This window comes from Arthrobacter sp. FW306-2-2C-D06B (genome assembly GCF_021789175.1).
Taxonomy (GTDB): Bacteria; Actinomycetota; Actinomycetes; order Actinomycetales; family Micrococcaceae; genus Arthrobacter.
This window is the reverse complement of sequence record NZ_CP084560.1, coordinates 2,037,327-2,057,390: the sequence shown is the minus strand read 5'-3', so window position 1 is coordinate 2,057,390 and position 20,064 is coordinate 2,037,327. Positions and strand designations below refer to the sequence as shown.

Here is a 20,064-nt window from a genome sequence, read left to right as displayed (position 1 = left end):
GAACAACTTCCTGGGTGAGTGCCCCATCTAATGATGGCAGGGGCAGATTGAAGGGGCTAGGCCGTCTGTGCCACAGGCTGTGCGACGTCGATGTCGGCGACGGCGAGTTGGCGGGCCGCCCTGTCGAGGGCGACCTCGCTGACGTAACCGTTGTCGTCGGCGACGACCTCGGTGGTGATGACACCGGCAGGCGTTCCGATGCGCAGAAGCCGGCGCCGTTGGTGAGCGCTGTCTGCCGTGCGCAGCGCTTTGGCCACTACCGATCCGGGCAGGGCAGCAGCGAGGGAGACCGCAACGGCTGAGGTAAGGCCGATGGCGGGGTGGGGTGCGAGCATCGAGAGCATGCGCACCCTCAGGTCATGGGTATCCGCCGCGATCCTCGTTCCGTCGGCCGCGGTGTAGTCGCCCGGCCCTGCAACGACGCCGACCTTCGGCACAGCATTCTGCGGAGGATCTTCAGGCTTCCTCAGCCCCATCATCAGACCTGCCGAGGCGCGGGCAGCCACAAGCGTGGGTAGGTGCTCAGACAGATTGCCGGTCATCGAGGAAAGGTCGATGCCTGCCTCGTCAGCCGGAATCAGCACCGCCGGTGCCCCCGCGTCAACCAGGGTCGCCGTAAGAGTGGTCCCGCCGGCAGAGATTTCGTCGGTCACGGTTCCGGACGGCAGAACCGCGCCCGTGGTCCGCCCCCACGGGGCGTGGAACGAGAGGCTGACGGGAACGCCCAGCGCGCTGCTGCCCGGAACCTTCGCCATGCCCGACGTCGGGATGTGGCCGCCTGGGGTCGCGATCGTGCCGCTCAGTACGGCTCCCGTGTTGAGGTTGCGCATGCTGACCCGCGTTGTTCCCGCCCGCGGAGGAACGACACCCGACTGGACGGCGTACAGGGCGATCGCGGTGGCGCAGTTACCGCAATTGGAACCGAGTTCCACGGTGGGATCACCGATCCCGACTTGGGCGAAGAGGTAGTCGAGGTCCGCCGGTCCCTCGGGAGTGGCGCGGATAACTGCAGCCTTGGACGTCGTTGAGGTGCCGCCGCCGACGCCGTCGAGCTGGCGGGCATCCGCTGCGCCGAAGGCATCCGCCAGCAGGTTGCGGATCTCCTCGCGGCTGCCGGCGTGAGGTGCCACGTCTTCGGCGTTGAAGAGCCAGCACTTGCTCGTGCCGCCCCGGTACCAATGACCGCGGAGTTGCATGGTCTTCTTCCTTCAAGTGTCGTGATCGCGCCTCGGGGCGCCTGCTCCTTCTACGATCCACTCTCCGACAGTTCAGCACAATCACAGGATTCTCCACAGGACTTCACTTTTGCTAAACTCAATCCATGGCCGACCTTGACCTGCACCGACTCCATCTGCTCCGCGAAGTAAGCCGTTCCGGCTCCTTGACGTCCGCCGCGACGGCCCTCTCCTTCACGACGTCAGCCGTCTCCCAGCAGATCGCGAAGCTCGAACACGAAGTGGGGGTCGCCCTGATCGACCGCCATCCACGAGGCGTCGTGCTCACCGATGCAGGTCAGGCCCTACTGCGATATGCGGACGATATCGACAGGACAATCGAGGCCGCCCGGGCCGAGATGGGCGAGTTCGCCGGGCTGAGGCGAGGCCAACTGCGAATGGGGACGTTCCCCACCGTCGGCGCATCCCTCATGCCCGACGTCGTGCTCGCCTTCCGCGCCCGCCATCCGGAGGTCGCCGTCACGGTAGTCAGCGCCCGTCGCGACGGCCTCCTTGAGCGGCTGCGGCGGAGAGACATTGAGCTCACGCTGCTGTGGGACTACCCATGGGAGCGCATCGAGGACGAAGACCTGACCGTCGTTCGGCTCATGAACGACCCCACCATGCTGCTCGTACCCCGCGACCACCCTGTCGCGGCGCGCCGGTCGGTGGGGATCGGCACGCTCCGCGACCAGGAATGGATCGTCCGCGACGAACACCCCGTGGCCGACGTCCTCCGACGGGTCTGCCGCGATGCCGGCTTCGAACCGCGCATCGCCTTCGCCGCCAACGACTACCAAGAGACCCAGGGCATGGTCGCCGCGGGCATCGGCATCGCCCTTGCCCCGCAGCTCGCCCTGAGCGCGCTTCGTCCCGACATCATCGCCGTTCCACTCGCCAGCTCCCCGACACGGAGGATCCTCCTCGCCCACCTTGCCAACCGCAGGCTCAGCCCCGCCGGCCAGCAAGCCGCATCCGTATTCCGTGCAACGGCGAAACGGATCCAGACCCCGGCACCCGCGGCAGGCAACCCCAGCGTGTAGTAACTCGTGTCGTAGTCGTTTGTTAGGTCCTCTGTCGAGGCTGCCCGCGGCCACCGATCATGCCACCTGCCGCTGCACGGCCATCATGGCACTAACTACAGACCTGCACGGCTACCTGGGATCAGCTGGCGCGGCCGGTCAGGCTGAGGTTCTCATCCGAGCCCTTGGCGAACTCCCGGGCCACGGGTCTCACGGGTCTCACGGGTGCGAGCACGGAGCACGGCATGCCTCGTCCTTCCCGAGCGACCATGAAGGACCAGAAGGAGCCTGGCTGTTTGTCGTTCTGATGCTCCATCGTCGCTGGGCGGGTCCTCCGGCGCATCCAGGGCGCCACGCGCCGGTCCCGATCCAAAACTTCGTTCGGCGCACCGGTGTCGCTTCATTCCTCGCGAACTTTTGGATCGTGCCCGGTTCCCCAAATTGCACTCCGGCCCCTCGACCCAGCCGTGCTCCCGCTATCTGAACGCCGCCCGAGACTGACAGACAACCTGGACTGTTAGCGGCGAGTCACTGCGGAAGGACCGCTAAATGATAAAAGCAGTGCGGCATGGTCGACGGTGTCCATTACCTCGAGCTCATTGAGCCGATCAAGCAGCTGAAACGTGAAGGACGCCTCGAAGAAGCACTCGTCCTCTGCTACAAAGCGATCAAAGGGGGCAGAGGGTGACGCCGGACGTGGAATGCCCGCGCCGGCGTATACGGAGCAGGCAGCAATCATCCACCGCAAACTCGGCCAGAAGAACGAGGAAATCGCGGTGCTGAAGAGATGGCTGGTCCGCAGCCACGAACGTCATTGTGGACGAACACGAAGGTCGAGAATTGCACTGACCGTTTCTCAATGACGCCAGCCAGGTCAGACTTGAACTTCTCGACAGTTGAGGCAGCGTTCAAAGTCTCCGGGGCATAACAGGCGTAGAGCCTGCCCGCATGCAGGTCCAGCCCATCGCTGGCCAGATCACCGAGGTTTCCGTGCGTGCGCACTTCGACAAGCCCGGGACGCAGAGCGTCATCACATCGTGAAAAATGCCTCGAATGCGTTCCCGTGCAGGTCATGCAGATGCGCCCAGAGCACGCCCCGCATCGAAAGACGCTCATAGAAATCCAAACGGCTCCCTCCCCCAATCCAGGACACAGCATATGCGGTGAACTCTGCGCGCGTGCGGCAACGGAGTCCGGACTGGCCCGTGTCGCCCCAGCGCATATACCGCATGACCCGCCCTGTCCCGGCTATCCCTCGGCGACGGAACGGGATGAGGCCCCTTAGAGAGAACATCTCGGTTGCTACGTGCGGGAGAACTTGCCGAGTATCGGCGCAATTGCAACAGAGGCTGCGTCCCTGTAATCCGAAGACTTCCGAAAAGTCAAGTTTTGTCAATACTAAAAGGAGAAAACGCCTCTGACCTGCGGAAACACTGTGTCCGAGGTGGGACTCGAACTGTCTTCTAGGCCTTGAAAACACTGGGAAGCCGCGAGAACGTGCGGAATCCGGGACAGTCCGAGGGCTGTGCGAGCCCGTAAGAGGCGGAAAGTGTGGGCACTGTCCACACCCCCTTTCAGGGGCCGCTGGAGGACTACCGGGGCACCAGATGCCTGGAAATCTCGGCGGCAGAGTCCAGCAAGTCGACAGTGCCCGCGGCGACTCCGACGACGAGGTCGAAGCCTTCATCCGTCGTGAAGGCATGCCGGTAACCGTTGATCCAGAGCAGCAGCACCATCAGCGTCCACGCCGTCCGTTTGTTGCCATCAATGAGTGGATGGAACCGTGCGACGGACTCCAACAACGCTGCCGCCTTCACCGCCAGTTCCGGATAAGTCTCCGCGCCCATGACAGTCGTAGCCGGCCTGGCCAAAGCCGAGGCCAACAACCCGACATCACGAATATGGAAGCCGTACCGATCAACTACCTGAAGTGCATCCTCAATGTCCAGGTACGCTGTCACGCGTCCTCAAGGCGCTTCAGCAGCTCAGCGTCATGACTCATAACAAAATCAAGGCCATCGCTGATTTCACGCCGGCGCGCGTGGCGCTGCAGAACCAACTCCGCGCCCTGCAACAGAAGCGCGGACTTGGACGTGTGTTGCTCGGCAGCCAACCTTTCCAGCCGTCGATCGAGGTCTTCAGGGACACGGAGATTCATAGCCATGTCACTATGGTACCAAAGCGGTACCCGTTCTTGACTGGACTGCACGTCCCGCTAAAGGGACCAGACGCACCCGAGCAGGGCCGCGGTGTCGTGGAAAGTTTTTCAAGAAGCTAGGCTGCTGGATCCAGAAGTGTGTTTACTTCCGGCCTCGCTCTAGTCCCCCTCGAGCCGACGCGCGCTCACCTGCCTCATAACCAAGGATCAGTACCAGATTTTGGCTACGAAGTTATGAGACATAGTTACGAGAATCATCCTTGCCCTCGCGCATGCAAGATTCCGCAGAAAATCTGCAACTGTGCAGGTCAGACGACTATTCGCTCGTCGAGGCGTCTCGTTTCCCAAGAGTTTCGAGACAGTCCGGAGCGTAGCGGTTATTTACGTTCGCGCCCCTTGGCGAAACGTCCCTCTGGCAACCCTTTAACGCTAGGCGCCCCGCCGTTGTCGTACCGCGTCCCTATGCTGGAAGAGGTGTCTGGTGCAATGTGTGCCGACCGCATCAACCCAGCGGGGGAAGCAGTGACGCAGGAGCAAACTGACCAGGTCAAGGCGATCCACGAGCACCTGCTCAAGTCCAATGAATCGTCGTGGCGTCGCAGTAATTCCCCGCAGCAACATCAAAGCAGTCACGCTGCATGACGTGGACAGCTTCGGCGAGCACGGCGACGGAGGCCCGGACGTCATCAGCTTCACCGTGGACGCCGACGGGCACGAGCCTATTGTGATACCAATGCCCAGGTACAACCACGCGCTCAGCGGCGACCACTCCCGGCTGTTTGACGCCCTCCTGGATGACCTCGCCACCAAGGGGACAGGCCGCCTTTGTCCGGTAAGCAGCTCATCGCGAGTCTGGATAGGTTCGACAAGCCGCGCCCTGGCGGCCGAGGCGTCCCACAGACGGTGCTTCCACTGAATATCGGCAAGGTCGACGCCATCAAGGACTTTCTTTTCCAGCCCAAAGATCTACAGAGAGCCGCAGTTCTGTGAGCACCCTATGGAGTACAAGAAGGCCCTTTGCGGCGCCGTCGTCAAGGCGGTGCTGCCTTAGGCGTTCGATCCCTGCGACCCCGACGTCTCCCCGACATGTTCCGCTGCAGGCTACTCCCGCTGAACGCCAGGAAGGACCGGACCGGTTAAGGCACATTCACCGTACATTTCACCGTGCGGGGTAAACGTGTGGTTTAGAGGCTAGCAGCGGCGGCAAAAGGGAGAACCCATGTATGGCTGCGCGCTAGACGACCGCCTACAGGCGTACTACTGCTCCGCCGCCTTGAACCTTTGGCCCTCCAAATGTCAGGGAGGGGCGATACATTCTTTCCATACGGTTCAAAGGACCGATATGAAACTTATGGGGACAATTATGAGCGCACCTGATCGACGAGTCCGCGTGATTTTCAGCTGCAGGAGCGGGCACCAGCACGAGCTTTGCGTCAGCATTGAACGCCAGGTACCGCCTGAGCTTCGTTGCACGCCGGACGCTGGCCAAGGCTACGTGCCCGGAGGCGGGGGTGGCTGCACAGTTCCGGCCAATTTGAGCGACGTGGTGCAGCGCGAGTTGCGTGATGCTTTCCAGGAAAGCAAACGCCGCGGACACGTTCTCATTCGTGAATAAATGGTAGCCAGGGGGCGTCAAAGATCTTTTCCGGGACAGGCTTATAACCCGAGGACAGGGCCACTTCCCCCCTATAAATTGACTTTCTCGGCGACACATTGCGATACAGCACGACCGGAATCCTGCTGGCCGAAGTGTAAATGTCGTGCCTCTGTGGTGGACTTGGAGCATGACTGACGCCTCCTTGCTGGTTGATCAACGCTCGGCATCTTTAACCGCTTCGGAGCAAGATGTGAGGGCGTGGGCGAGCGGAAGACGTGTGTTCGTTTCCAGTCTTATTACCGACATGCCTCAGGAACGATCTGCAGTTCGCGCAGCAATCGAGAGTATCGGCGCGACACCTGTGATGTTCGAGGATTTAGGTCCTTTGGATGTGTCCGCAGATCAGGCTTACCTGGCAGGGGTCCGCAGCTCCGAGGTTTACGTGGGCATGTGGGGACCACGCTATGGCGTACGCATGCCCGACGGATACTCGGCGACCCATGCCGAGTATCGAGAGGCCGAACGCAACGGACTGAGGCTCTGCCTGTTCGTGCATGGCGAGTCATCGGGCGAGATGGACGGTGCACAACGGGATCTCATTCAGGGCGCGCGCAACCTGTATACGACCAGTTCTTGGAGCGATTCAGCAGATCTACAACAGCGCGTAATTCGGCGGCTAAAGGATCTGGCAGGTGAGGAGCTAGCACCATGGGTGCGCGTAGGGCGAGCACTCTTTCGGGCACGTGAGATCACCAGTGACGGCAGGAGGATCTCGATCACGGCCGTCGTGCGAAGTGATGCAGTGCATGCCGAGTTGGTGCGTCTGCGCGACGGCCGGGCTAGCGGCGTCGCCTTTGCCTCTCCGACTGAAGCTCTGTCGGTGCAGTTGACGGACCTATCAACACGAACAATCTCGACCATCGCACACGAGGAGCGTCTGACGCTGGTAGCTCAGGAACGGCGAACGTTGCACATGCGGGCTGCACTCAATGGCATTTCTGCCGATGAAGTGGCACGTCGCACACTGTCTGATGGCCTCTTCGGAACCTCTACGCTCGGCGAGCAAGCTGGGTGGCTCGCACGTCCAACTGATCCCTTGGCCCCGTTACGGGGATCTGGTCTTGACGACAGCGTTCTGCGTCCGATCGCACGTCTGCTAATCGCCGAACAACTGATTACCGACGGATCCGCATCGCGGGTCGATTCGTTTGCACTCGGTCCTGCGCACCAAGGTGCACGCCGCCTTCAAGCGACATGGACCCCGCCGCAAATGTATGTGAACGAACCAGACCCAGCATCACTATCTATTGACGGAACCGTCACCGGGCTTTAAGGCAGCACGGGCATACGTTCCTGGCCGAGAGGAGCGGTGAAGGATCCCCTTGCGGACACGAAGAGCATCGCATAAATCGACGTGATGTGTCCCGAAACCTCAATGCCTCGAATCCCTAGCGTTTCGAGGCATAGAGGCAGGCGAGAGCTGGCCTGACTGCCTCTTGCACCCGCGGAGGGGCATCCGAAGACGACGTGTTGGGGCCCCACCTGACTTCGGACTCAAGTTCACTCGGCCTTCGATAAAGCAGACGTAGGTGTGGACACTGTCCACACACCCTCTTTGGCAGGACATACCTCGGGGCGCGACTCTTGTGGGCACGCCGTAAGACCGACTCCCGGGGCGCTCTTTGGCGAGATCTCCGAAGTCATGTCGTCCTCGCTCCCCCAATACATGAACGGTATTGGCCATCCACGACCAACCCGACCGAACCGGAGCGAGGAACCGCATAACCCCAGCCCAGAGCAAGCGGAGGCCCACCAGCCAGGGCCCTGAACCCGCCACCCACACACCTGAATAGGCCACCGCGGCGGCCAGGCCACAGCCGCGAACCAGCGTCAGAGGGAGCTGACCCACGAGAATGTACACACGCTAAAGCAAAAACCCCTCTGACGAGGGGGAATGCTGTGCCCGAGGTGGGACTCGAACTGCATTCCCGCCCCTGCAATCATTGGGATCTCCGGGAATCATGCGGAATCCGGCCCGATCCGACCGATGTACGGCCCAGTCCGAAGCCAAAAGTGTTGACACTGTCAACGTCCCCAAATTCGCCGCTTCAGCTTTCCAACCACCGACCGCACCCCGCAACGAAGGGGTGCGGTCCTTCTTTGCGCCGACATGGATTGGAGTGCTGGAAGTGTTCAACCGCGCTTGTAAGCACACCTCTCCCGAGAGAATGACGCGTTGGCTTAGGGAATCTGGCGCACTTATGGTCTCCAAGGTCTTCACGGCGGTTCACTCCCTTCAGCCTTTCCATGGCCTGATCGGCCCACGATCACATGACCGTCGCCGCAGTCAACGAATCTCCCATTCGGGCGGCAGGCGGTCGGGCGACCGGCCTCTAGGGGCGAAATATCGACAAGCATCGCAAGCCGAGATGCTGCAAATGCGGTTAACGGCTGAGGGCCCCGCAGCGCTTGGCCGCGGGACCCTCAGTAATCCATAACAGGGAACCTGCCCCTGTCTTCCTCTACAGTTTAGTCCTATGGCCGCAGCGCACCAAACACCGATCGAACGGGTCCTCCAGCATAGGATCAGCCCGGAGCGCCTCGCACCCTACATCCGAGAAACACCAACCCTGCATGAAGCCATTCGGCTCTACAGGTGGAACATAGATCTCTCAGGCGCCGTCTACGAAGCCCTACACGTTTTCGAAGTCGTCCTACGCAACGCCATCGACGAGCAGCTCTGTAGTTGGAACGCCACCCAGCCCGAACCTGAGAGCGGACGACTGCATTCTTCCGACTGGCTCCTCGATCCAAGTGCACTGCTGCTCCGCATCGCCGGCCGCGACATCCCCGATGCCCGACGTCGCGCACTCAAATCCACCACACGCAGGCCACAGGGCCAACGTGAACCTCTACACGAAGACATCCTTGCCGCAATGTCCCTCGGAACCTGGCGATTCATCCTGCCCGGGCGCCACGACGCCGGAAAACAACGCCTCTGGGACGAAGCGCTCTGCAAGGGATTTCCCCATCTACGCCGGACTCCCCGAGAGCTCGAACGCGCAGTCGAAGGCGTCTATCATCTCCGGAACCGGATAGCTCACCTGGAACCCATCATCAGCAGCAACGTCCCAGCCCAACTCGTCAACATGCGAACCGTCATCGGCTCCATCGACCCGCAGCTACTCTCGTGGTTCACAAGCACAGAGCGCATCAGCGCCTCCCTCACTGCGCGACCCTCCCCTGCATCACGCGGACAGAAGGCGCGACCCTCCACGCCTTGACCTACGTGCCGCACCACTTTGAGGCGCCGGGCACCAGGTCAGCGCGCAGCGGGTCAGCCGCACTGCCGACGCCCTGACCAACAGCTGCTGAGTTCGCCGTCGTGGCCTTCATTCTCCACCAAACACTGACTACGGCACTGCTCACGGCGGGCGTGCCGCGGGAAAAGGCCCGCGAGCGAGTCCGTGAAAAGGTGGGCGAAGTGCTCGACCACAGGCGTCACGGCTGAGATCGTTAGACGGCACGCCCCGTCCCTCTCGTGGTTACGGCCAACTCAAGAGAGCCTTGCCGCCAACACGTCCCCGGCTAGCAGGTTCGCCACGGCCTCCTCCTCGAGTGCGAGGCCGCATTCGGCCATGGCGACCGCCAGGTTCGGATCCCACGGGGATCCCGCTGGGCTTCCCGCCAGACGAAGCGAAGGCTTGCCGTCCCGCAAAGCGGCACGGTAGTCGGTGGCCTTGTAGCGCCACGGCATCCACTTCACGTGTGCGCTGAGGGAGCGGGCGATCCGTAGACCTGCCCAGTCGAAGTCACCGTGATACCGGCATTCCGCCCCTTCTCCGGTGAGTCTCCTCAGCAGCTCGACTACCGCCGTGCTCGGCTGGCCGGACGTGCACACAAGGACTGGTCCTCCAGCGCCGGACGTACCGGCCACTGCTGTAATTCGCGCCCAGCGGTCGGCCACGACTTCGACGACCGTCGGGTTCTCGCAGATGTGAATGACGCTACCGTGCGGGAGCGCTTGTACTCCCCCGGAGCGCACTTGGTCGAGCGTCAGGAGCACGGGCATGCGGGCTGCCCGCATGCCCTCCAAGGAGCTCGCCGTCGCAGTTTGCGATGGGTGACTGACAATCTCCGAATCAGGACTCACTCCTGGGACGCCCAGGCACAGGACGGTTGAGGCCAGGTTCGACAGCACGACTCCTGCAGCAGCCCACACATCGCGGGGAGACGACTCTCCATCCGAGACCGCCTCGTCAGGCAGGAACGCCGCCCGGATCACGGAAACAGACAGCCGGCCGAGCGGCCTCGACGCGTCCAGAGCGTGAGCGTCACCCACCGCTCTTCGAGCGAGGATGGCCAGCGGGTCCCCGTGCGCCGGAAGCAACTCGAGCACCGCTAATAACGTACTCACTAGGGCCGCACCCACCGCAGGCGATGGCTTCGTGCCGGTCCTCGCCGCTTCGGCCCTCGCGGCTCGCTTGAGTCCACCGGCTGAGCACCAGCCGTCCCACCAGTCGGGGAGCCGAGGGAAGCGGGCGGCCGCCGGAGCCAGGCCATCGCGAGCAACGTCCCACGCGGCTGCTTCCCGTTCCCGTTCGGCCCTGCGATCGACCACCGGTCCGGTCAGCGTCTCGACGGCGTCGGCCAGGCCAGCCGGCCATGGCCCTCGGCGTAGGATCTCTTCAACAACGTTGAGGTCCACCCGCAGCGCCATCCCGGCTCGCTTCGGCCGTCCCACGAGCTTCACGGCAGCCAAGCGCTGCTCGGCAGTCGACTCGTTCAGTTGGACGACGCCTTTGAGCGGCTCTCCACCGGAGCCGAGGATCCGCCCGCGCACCCTGTCGAGGAGCCAGCCCATCTCGGGGACACCGAGGAGTCGGTCCAACGCGGCACGGTCTCCAGCAGGCTGTTGCGCGGTCATCCGAACAATGCCGCCTCATCTGACGGAACCGGGGAGAGGCCCCCGGCTTGTGCGTTTCCATCCACTTCCGCGATTCGATGTCGTCGCCGACCGTCCCACCGCCAGCGGGTGACGCCCACGGCGTCGACTCCCTCGACGCGGGATAGTTGTGCGATCGAGAGTCCGGGCACCTGCGGATAGCAGGCCCATTCACGCTCGCTGGTCATCACCACGTCGAGATCGAAGGCGGCCAGCAGCCCAAGTGATTTGGCTCGGGCATCATCATCCACACCAGCAAATGCTTCATCGAGCAGGATGAGGCGGGGGGCATGCGCGCTGGCCGAGTTATAGTGCGCCGATGCGGCTGCGAACAGCGGCACCGAGACCGCCAGCGCCTTCTCGCCGGTCGAGGCCGGGCCGGATGCTAACCTCCACTGCCCGTTCTGCCGCCGCTCGACCACGAAGGTATGCCACTGCCGGTAGTCGAGGGCTTGCTCCAGGTGCTCCTGCCAGCCTCCGGTCGGGTCGGCCGCACGGACCTCCGCGATCTGTTCTTGCAGGAAGTCTCCTATCGCATCGCGGTCCTCGGGGGTCCAAGCGGCGTCTGAGCGGATCATCAGGTCCCTGGCCGCCGTCAGTCCGGCCGGACCATCCGCACGCGCACGCCATAGGACACGTAGCTGCATACCTGTCGAGGTCTTTCGCTCGACCAACTCGCGGTTCATTCGGTCGATCTGCGACTCTGCCGTTAGTAGCAGTTCATGCAGATGACCGGCCACTTCGTTGACCAGGTGGTTTTCGAGGATCTCCCGCTCGCGAGCGCTGAGCAGGCGCTCACGGTCCGCGAGGTCTTCCGCCAGCCTGTTCGCCAGTCTGTCGACGTCGACCTCGTCGAGCAGGTAGCGTACGCGTGCCACCAGCACCTCGCCGCGTTGCTCGACGAAGGCGGTGTGCCCGTGACGACTCATCTGCGCTGCCAGCTCCGTCGAGGCGCTGGAAACGCGCTGCTGGGCACGGCCCCAGGAATCGTCGGACTCATCGACCTCGTGCAGCTGCTGCTCGGCGTTGCGGGACAGGCTCACGGCCGCTGTGACGTTCCATTCCTCGGGCGCATCGGGTGCCGGAACGGTGAACTCGGGCAGCGCGACCCGAAGTAGCCCCGTCGCGGTGAAGTCCCTTAGACAGCCGATCTTCTCCTCGCGTCCAGTCGCGGTCTCCTCGCGTCGACGTTCCAGCTCGCGAACCGTCTCCTTCGATCGTCCGTGTTCCGCTGCGCTGGTGAGTTGTTCCTTGACAATCTGCTTGAGCTTTTCGGCCACGTCCCTGATGGCGGCTGTGATCTCGCCTAGCCGCCCTTGAAGCTCGGCGACTGATGCTCCGACGGTATCCTTAAGCGCCTCGTACTTCGCCCGCAGGCTGGCGGCCTGGGCTCTTAGGTCGCGGTGCTCGGACTCTTTCCGTTCCCGAAATTCATTCGCCTCGGCGGCACGCTCGGCGGCCTGATCCCGGGCAGTCGCCGCGTCGGACAGGGCGCGGGCTGCGCTCCGCACTTCCGCCAGTGCCTCGGCATATGCCGAGACGGCTACTACGGTGGCATCGATCCCGGCGACTGTGGTGCTGACCCCGAGTTGCGCGGCCTGTTCGGCGAGCTCGTCGTTGGCCTGATTCGCTGCCTCGTCTGCACGCTCCCACACCTCGCGAGCCTCAGTGACTTTCTGCTGTGCCCGCTCCACTTCCAGCTGGGCGGTGGCGACGCGATTGTGCGCGGACGCGAGCGCGCGCTCAAGCTGCACTGGATAGCCCGCACGTTCGGCTCGTACGTCCTCGGCTTTCCGGGCGGCATCGGTGACCCGCTCCTGGGCAGCCGCACGCTTGGCCTCTATCTCCCCGACCCAGGCATGCAGGGACGCGAGCAGCTTGCGCCGGTAAGCCTCCCGAGCGCCGGCTCCGATGAACTCGGCCCGCTCTTTGGACCAGGACCCACGTGCAGGGCCTGATCCCCAGCGCCCACGGTGGTCCACCCACAGGGCAGCCTCTGACGCCTCGCCCCACCCGATCCGGTCGAGGACGGCCATGACAACGTCGGTACCGACCGCACTGTCCGGCCCGGTGGCTGGTATCACCACCGCCGCCAGTGACGTAACCGTTTTTGCTCCGTTCGGGCCGAGCACCACGTCGCCATCGATCTGCACGGTGCCGTCGGGGAAGATCCAGGCGTCCAGCACTCCTGCCGACTGCAGGGCCGCCTCGATGCCGGCTCGATCGGCATCAGAAACGGAGTCGGGGAAGTCAGTCAGCCGCCACAGGGGTGCGCCTTGCCGGGCTGCTCGGGCCCTATGATCCCGCCCCGGAGCTGACGGCGGCTCCGGATCGCGGCCATCCTCCAAGGCAGCAATCTCTGTGCGAGTCTTGGCCAGCTCATCGGCGAGCTGCTCCTCCTCGTGCTCGGCGGTGGCCCGCTCCCGCCCGACTCGCTCGAGCGCCTCCGTGGCTGCGGCCTCCACCGCGGCCCGCATGGGTGATTGCCCGGACATGCTCCGCGCCCACCCCTCGGATAGGCCAGCGAGCTCGTCCACCGCTTTGTCCAGGACAATGGCGGAAAGCCCGTCCGCATGGGCCCTTGCGCTGTGGCTATAGGCTTGCACTGTCGACTCGACCGTCTCGTGCGCGGCCTGCAGATCCTCGGTACGCCCTGCCGCCTCAGCCTCGGCCACATCGAGCAACTGCCGCTGACCAGTAGCAGTTAACGCGGCGCGTTCTGCCGCCTCCACCAGCCGACGAACGTGCGTTACATGATCACGCCGCCGAGTCACCGCCCGATGAGCAGCTTCGGCATCGACGGCGATCACCGCGTGTTCGGCCCGCAGCCCCGCCGCGACCGCTAGTTCGGCCGCCTCCAAATCCTGCCTCTTGGCCTCAGCATCCGCCTGCTCATGTCGGCGAGCCGCATCGGCACTGACTTCGCTCTCCCTCCGGGCCTTGATAGACGCCTGCTCTGCCTCGGTGCCTGTGGCCGTAGCCTGGCGCTCCATGTTTGTTGCCTCGCGCTCGGCCAAGTCCAGGCGGTCGGCATCACGCATCTCGGGACTTGCCCGCAGCGCCTGCTCCTGCCCCTGCAGCGTACTCTGCCGCTCCTCGGTGTCCTCCTGCAGCCCGGCTAGCCGCTCCACCTCCTCCACAGCGGCAGCCAACTGCTCCTCCGCCTCGCGAAGGTCACGGCCCGCATGCTCGTAAGCGGAGTTGGCCAGCCTTACTGCCGTCGTGTGCCGCCGGGACGCCACCTTGGCGTAAACGCGATAGTGCCGCAGGAAGCCCTCTGCCGCTGCGAGCGTGTCCTTGGCTTCCGCAATACCATTGCGCTCTTCCTCCAGGGACCGGAAAGACTCGGCGACGTCAGCGACCACAGCCTGATCAAGTGGTGCGAGCGCTTCTGTCAGTGCCGCCGACAGCGCCTCTTCGTCAAGCCTTTTGGACAGCTGAGGCTGGCGCAGCTGAATTAGCAGGTCGATGAGGGCGGCATACCGCTCCTTACCCAGCCGGAACAACATCTCGTCTACTGCGCGACGGTAGGCCTCCTGGGTAATGTGGACTTGCCCGGACCCGGTGGACGTCAGCTCGTCACGGAGGCGTTCCTGACTCAGCACCATACGGCTATCGTCCAAGAGGCGCAGATCCCCGATCCTGCGCGTAGTGGTGAAGTACCACGTCTTGACGATCCCCCGGCCCGCAGCCGCCTTGAGGCCGATACCGAGCGTGGTGAAAGACTCCGTTCCGTCGGCGTCCACGCGCCCGAACTCGATCCACGAGTAGCCGGTTCGCTCCGGGCTCTTGTGGGTGCCCCCCAGCAGCAAGTTCCACTCCATGCGCTTTTTGGGGTCGGCGTCCGGCTCCACACGTCGCGGCGCGATCGAGCCGTCCAGCAAGAACGGTAGTGTCAGGGCCAGCACCTTAGACTTTCCGGTTCCGTTGTTGCCGCGCAGGAGCAGGCGCCCGTCGTGGAACCAGAACTGCTCGTCGTCGTAGTAGAACAGGTCCACCAAACCGAGTCGTAGGGGCTGCCAGCGCTGGTTGCTGGGACGAGGTAGAACGCCTTCTGACCCCACCCCGTGCGCAAATGCCTGCTCCACTGCTCCATCCAGGCTGCTCATCGTGCCCTCCTCTGCATGATGGTCGGGACGGTCACAGCGAAGCGTCGAAGTGCCGGCAGCGGGTTTGCGACAGCGCGCGGCCCGTCACCGGTAACCCGTACCAAGCCAAGACCTACCAGACGGTCGAGTGCCTCAGCAACGATCGCATTCTCCGCTCCCGGCTCCCGGGTCGTCTTACGCCAGTAAGCCGCATTGTCCTCGGCCAACTCTCGTACACGATGTCGAAGAGCCGCCACATCAGCGGAACCCGTGGCCGCCAGATGCTCGGCCAGCAGCAGCGTAGCGTGCCCGTCGGTGCCCTGGTCCGGCATCCGCACATCGGTGAGCTGGTCTTCCGGGTCCACCAGGGCGACACCTTCGGCTCGCAGCTCGGGCACCAGCCCGGTGGCCTCGGCAAGGCGACGGGTCAACTGCACCCGCTGGCCGATGAGGTAGCTCCGCTCGTCGTCGGACAGTTCGTCGTAGTAGACCACCGGATCACACAGCAGACGCCGCGAGACCGCATGCCGCAGCCGCCTGGTGGACTCCTCCTCGGTGTAAGCCGGCGGCGCCTCGTGTAGGGCTGCCTCGATCCGGCCGATCGCTGGACCCGGGCCCAGCGCGGAACCGACCAGACCGGGCCCATGGACGGTCGACAGCATCGTGGCCAGCACCCGCCCGTGGACATCGTACAAGGCATCCCCATCAGCCGACACGTACGACTCCTCATCGCCCGCCACCCGGACAAGTACCCCGTAGCCCAGCAGCAGCCGGATCGCCGCGACCAAGTCGGAGCGCTCCTCCCGACCATGAAGGGTGAACTCCACTCCCTCCAGACCTGGCTGACGGGCGGCAAGCACGACCTCTTCGGCCAGTCGACCGAGCGAAATCTGCGGGTCCGACCGCTCCAGCACAGCCAGGGACAGGCACAGGAGAACGTAGCGACGACGGGTGAAGGGGGGATCGCCCCTGCGTCCGCGGGCCGGATGTCGCTCGGCGATGGCAGTTGCCGTGGGGCCGTGCGGGACGTACGACGTCAGCAGACGCACTGTCTCCGACTCCACGACCAGGCGCCAGCCCGTCTCCCGATCGAACCAATCGCGTAGCCCGTCGACATGGCGCCGAGCCAGGCGGAACAGCTCGCCGTCAGCCTGCGCACTCAGCGTCGCGTGCGCCAGCAGCGCCCGCAGTGCCCGAGCCCGGCCCTCCGCCTCGCGGATCTCCAGCGCCCCCGAGACGCTCGGGGCCAGATCGGCCGGCCTCACGCGTGCGCCTCCGAAAGCTGCTCGAGAGCAGGACCTGTCTCTGGGGTATCAATAGCCGACACGATGTCGACCAGATGATCAGGCCCCGACAGCTCCCCATCGGGCGTTCTGATGACCGCGGTCCTCTTTCCTGGGATCCGGGTGAGGGTCACAGTGAGCTCTCCGTCGGAAGTGTGCACCTGCGAAGTAGTCCCCTGCGGCCCCATGGCAGCCAGCGCATCGCCTAGCAGGCCGAGGAAAAGTTGGAAGGCCTCCGGGTCCAGCTGGTTGAACGCGGAGAGGGGCCGTGGCCCATTGGTCAGGATCCGACGCCGCGCTGCCTCCGTCTGCTCCAATTCGCGCCGAGCGCGCTCGGCCAGCAGGGCCTTCGCTCCGGTCCGGTCTGTGACCCTAACCGATTTGCCGCGGCGCTCGTACGATCCACTCCGGCGCAGCTGGGGGCTGATCTGAAGCGGTGGCGCCTCGGCCCACGATGTTGTGTTCCCAAGATCTGCCGCGGCCCAGGCGTCCTCGGTTGCGGCGGTGACGCTCAAATGCCGCACAGGTGCCAATCCGAAGGCCGAGCGCCACAGCCGGTGACGGTCGCCGTCGGTGGGAAGTTCTGCGAACCACCTCGCCAGGGTGAGGAAGTCCTGCGTGCGATCCGTGCGGCCGCCAGCCTTCTCGTGCAACGCGCGTACGACGGCGAGGAGCGCGGGGATCGCCGCCCGCGCCCGCGCCCGCAAAAGTTTAGACTCACTCTCGCGGCCAGGCGTGCTTATGAACCAGTTGGTCAGGCCCGACCACTGCCGCAGCCAGACCTCCCTCGCTCTCGTGAACGCTGTGTCTGCCTCACCCGGGGCCGCGTCAAGGGCCTCACGCTCGGCGGCGGTGGCCGCTAGGAACAGCACTCCGTCCTCCGGGATTCTGCCGAGACGGTCGGCGATCGAGGCCCCGCGGGTGAGCAAGTCGTTGATGAACCGCTCCAAATAGTCGATGAGCTGCTCCTTGTAGGCCAGGACGGCGCCCACGTCGGCGTCATGGAGGTCGAGGGTGCGCTGGACCGATCCCATAAACGCCACCGCGTTCTCGGCCAACTCGGCGAAACGTTCGCGCAGGCTGCGCAGGGTCTGGTGGGTCAGGGCCGCGTCCACGGACTCGCCCGCGCTGTGAGCGGCAACAGTGTCACAAAGGTTCGTGAGCAGCACCACGATGTCCTCCAACGCCACCGACTGCAACGCGCCGCGACTGCCCAGCGCGAAGTCATACTGCGCGAGCGCACGCTCGGCTGCCTCACCCTCACGCGACATCTGGTACAGCATCCGCCGTCGGTAGAAATCCTCCAGCGCTGTGACCCGGCTCGAGTCGGGAAAGGCAAGCAGATTAGCCCAGCTGGGCTGGGCCAATCGCTCCAGGGCCTCGGTGACCGCGCCCTCCTCGACCGACTCCCCGCCGTCGGCCCTGAGTGCCAGGCAGACCTGCTCCGGGCGGACGTGGACTGTGAACCGCTCCTTCTCCGCCATCAACGCACGCATGACGCGCCGGTACAGCGGCGCATTGGGCGTGCTGAGATAGGCGAAGGGGCCGTAGCTGCCTGACAAGCCAATGGCATTTGGCATCGAAGAGTCTTGAGGATCCGTCATAGCAACAGATCCTTCCATGACGCACTGACAGTCGTAGGTCTGTTAGGCGAAAATAATGCCAATAAGCGTTTGCGCCTGCTAAGCCGAGGCGCCCGTTCAGTGGTTCCAGGTCCGCGAGAAAACCAGGCCAGCCGTTCAGAGCCGCTGACCGTCACCGGCATTCGGCGCGTGTTACCAGCATGAAATTTAGGGCGCCATGCACGCGAACGAGCGGCAGAACATGCAGATTTGCCCACCGCAGAAGATCGTGCCGGTTTCAGTGCGGTCGCCAGGCGGAGTGCCGTTAACAACGCGGAGAAGTTTCTCGTAGGGGTGATGGTCATGATGCCTTTCGTGGCCGGTTCTCCTGCGTTCTGCGTCAGGCTGGTGTTTCGCCGGCTGCCATTGAGAATTGCAAGTTGGAAGGGAGGGCGGCCAAGATCATCCTGGCCGCCTCTCGGTCTTACGTGTATCAGGACAAGGTGACCAGGCGTAGCTCGATCATGCTGGCCAAAGCCGTCGTCCCCAGTCTTAGGTAGCCGTACGGGTCGGCAGGGCGTGCCTTCACCAGTTCGAGGTGAGGAAAGAACCTCGGGGAGGTCAGGGCTCGAATGAATACGTCACGGTCGAGTGCACTGCAGTCGGGCTGAAAGACTTCGACGACAATGCCTTTTCGGTCGATGCTGCGCCATGTACTGATTGATGCGGGCCGCAGCCCGTTGAATAGGCCGATCCTCCGTAACAGGGCACTCCGCAGGATGTGGCCCTCCGCCTCACGCTGGAGAACCGGATCGCCGAACTGGTCCCTGCGCCAGGGATCGAAGTCTCGCTCAGCTCGGGTCCACTTCAGGGGCTTACCCTTGCCGCACACCCATCCATCCCATCTGGGCCGTGGTAGGACGCTTCATGAATTGCCTCCCACTGATCCGCCGTAGTGCCGCGGACGATGACCTCTCCTTGTAGTCCAGGGCGGCACAGGCTGACGCCTGCGAGGTGAGGACGGGCGCGAAGCCCCGGGACTCCGACCAGCTCATCGGCTGCCGGCAGGACCACCGGCATCACATGGCCGACGAATTCTCTGATGGACGACCCCTCCTCTAATTCGATGATGAGCTGGTCGAATCCGGGCGTGATCCGCTGAATACTAAAGTGTGATGAGCCCGGCCGGGATGAGTACCAGGAGAGGTTGTGGAGTCTTTTGACAATCCAGCCCTCTAGCTGCTCTTGCCCAGGGGCGGGCGCTGGAACTACGGGTTCGTCTGCCGTGGTGCGTTCGATTGCCCGGAGTGCGATCTGATAGCTTTCGCCGGTTGCGTGAGCGCGGAGCCGGGCGAGGCGGGGCGGTATTGACGTAGGCACGGAGGTCCTCCAGATTTCCTGCCGACTCAGAAAACAGGACGCGTGTCTGTCAAAACGGGTGATGGTTAAGAACGAGTAAAAGCCGTGCTTCTTCTTAACAGGCAACCCCAGTCGGAGGGTGCCGTCAACGGTTACTCGCAAACCCGATAACACGAGACTACCGGAGCTTCGGTTCGGCCCAAACGACAGACACGCCGCGAATGGTGCCTCGGGCAGTGGCTGCACCCCCTTCATGGCCGAGACGACACCGAGCATCATGACAAGACCTTCCGTCAACCCCGACGACAGAAGGGCACATATCGGCAGGCTGGTCGGCTTTGCATGGTCAGCCGAAGATTGTTTGTGCTGCCAAGACTCCGGAGGCACCCAAAGCAGTAGTCATCTGTGTTGGGACCCCTCTCATTCGAAGTGTCGCTTGACGACACGGACGAGACCAGCTCGAAGCACCCGGTCGAACATACTGACTGGACTCTCAGGCCGGGAGTGACCTGCTTGTTGCGCTGGCGAGTCGACGTCATGTCGCTATGGCCACTCATATGCATGAGTAGATGTAGGCCGACGGAGGGACAAGCGACAAGCACATGGCTGCAATCAGTGACAGTAAAGGAGATTTAAGTGTGGACAATGTCCACACCCCCTTTGGCCTGACAACGCATCCCCCAGCCAGGTCTCATCGCTCCAGGAACGAGCCGAACCAAGGATCTTTGACGCAGGATCTCGAAGTCATGTTGTGCTCAGTCCTCCTACCCATGAAGAGGTGTAGGCCAACCACGACCTACCGAACGCACCAAGAGAGGAACGCATGACTCCAGTAC

At 63.7% G+C, this 20,064-nt stretch carries 12 protein-coding genes; 4 read left to right on the top strand and 8 right to left on the bottom strand.

Annotation, left to right across the window (positions count from 1 at the left end; translation table 11 throughout):
• Positions 1-56: 56 nt before the first annotated feature.
• Positions 57-1,196: a PrpF domain-containing protein gene (locus LFT47_RS09565; RefSeq protein WP_236817647.1), complete on the bottom strand. Its 1,140-nt coding sequence runs from the start codon at positions 1,194-1,196 to the stop codon at positions 57-59.
• 125 nt (positions 1,197-1,321) lie between these two features.
• Between LFT47_RS09565 and LFT47_RS09560 the strand changes: the two genes are divergently transcribed.
• Positions 1,322-2,257 (top strand): LysR family transcriptional regulator, encoded by a 936-nt coding sequence (locus LFT47_RS09560; RefSeq protein WP_236817645.1) that lies wholly within the window; start codon positions 1,322-1,324, stop codon positions 2,255-2,257.
• Positions 2,258-2,378: 121 nt separating this feature from the next.
• Here the strand turns inward: LFT47_RS09560 and LFT47_RS09555 are convergent, their stop codons facing one another.
• The 3 genes from LFT47_RS09555 to LFT47_RS09545 all read right to left on the bottom strand — a co-directional run bounded on the left by LFT47_RS09555 (position 2,379) and on the right by LFT47_RS09545 (position 4,400).
• Entirely contained in the window at positions 2,379-2,552 is a 174-nt protein-coding gene (locus tag LFT47_RS09555) for a hypothetical protein (protein WP_236817643.1), read from the bottom strand.
• 1,276 nt (positions 2,553-3,828) lie between these two features.
• Positions 3,829-4,197, bottom strand: coding sequence for a type II toxin-antitoxin system death-on-curing family toxin (locus LFT47_RS09550; RefSeq protein ID WP_236817641.1), 369 nt, complete (start codon positions 4,195-4,197; stop codon positions 3,829-3,831).
• Complete coding sequence (locus LFT47_RS09545; RefSeq protein ID WP_236817639.1) at positions 4,194-4,400, bottom strand: ribbon-helix-helix protein, CopG family; 207 nt, start codon at positions 4,398-4,400, stop codon at positions 4,194-4,196. The genes LFT47_RS09550 and LFT47_RS09545 overlap by 4 nt, the downstream gene beginning before the upstream one ends.
• A 574-nt stretch (positions 4,401-4,974) precedes the next feature.
• On the opposite strand from LFT47_RS09545, the gene LFT47_RS09540 reads away from it, so the two are divergent.
• The 3 genes from LFT47_RS09540 (at position 4,975) to LFT47_RS09530 (ending at position 9,275) form a co-directional block, all read left to right on the top strand.
• Complete coding sequence (locus tag LFT47_RS09540) at positions 4,975-5,310, top strand: hypothetical protein (protein ID WP_236817637.1); 336 nt, start codon at positions 4,975-4,977, stop codon at positions 5,308-5,310.
• Between the two features lie 868 nt (positions 5,311-6,178).
• Positions 6,179-7,324: a DUF4062 domain-containing protein gene (locus LFT47_RS09535; RefSeq protein WP_236817635.1), complete on the top strand. Its 1,146-nt coding sequence runs from the start codon at positions 6,179-6,181 to the stop codon at positions 7,322-7,324.
• Positions 7,325-8,528: 1,204 nt separating this feature from the next.
• Positions 8,529-9,275 carry a hypothetical protein gene (locus LFT47_RS09530; protein ID WP_236817633.1) on the top strand — a complete coding sequence of 249 codons (747 nt, stop codon included), beginning with the start codon at positions 8,529-8,531 and terminating at the stop codon, positions 9,273-9,275.
• 272 nt (positions 9,276-9,547) lie between these two features.
• Here LFT47_RS09530 and LFT47_RS09525 read toward each other — a convergent pair whose 3' ends face one another.
• The 4 genes from LFT47_RS09525 to LFT47_RS09510 are packed head-to-tail and all read right to left on the bottom strand — an operon-like array spanning position 9,548 to position 17,911.
• Entirely contained in the window at positions 9,548-10,918 is a 1,371-nt protein-coding gene (locus LFT47_RS09525) for a TIGR02679 family protein (protein ID WP_236817631.1), read from the bottom strand.
• Positions 10,915-15,045 (bottom strand): TIGR02680 family protein, encoded by a 4,131-nt coding sequence (locus LFT47_RS09520; RefSeq protein ID WP_236817629.1) that lies wholly within the window; start codon positions 15,043-15,045, stop codon positions 10,915-10,917. The genes LFT47_RS09525 and LFT47_RS09520 overlap by 4 nt, the downstream gene beginning before the upstream one ends.
• Positions 15,042-16,289 carry a TIGR02678 family protein gene (locus LFT47_RS09515; protein ID WP_236817627.1) on the bottom strand — a complete coding sequence of 416 codons (1,248 nt, stop codon included), beginning with the start codon at positions 16,287-16,289 and terminating at the stop codon, positions 15,042-15,044. The genes LFT47_RS09520 and LFT47_RS09515 overlap by 4 nt, the downstream gene beginning before the upstream one ends.
• Positions 16,286-17,911, bottom strand: a complete 1,626-nt coding sequence (locus LFT47_RS09510; protein WP_236817625.1) for a TIGR02677 family protein — start codon at positions 17,909-17,911, stop codon at positions 16,286-16,288. Before LFT47_RS09510 ends, LFT47_RS09515 begins: the two co-directional genes overlap by 4 nt.
• Between the last annotated feature and the right edge of the window lie 2,153 nt (positions 17,912-20,064).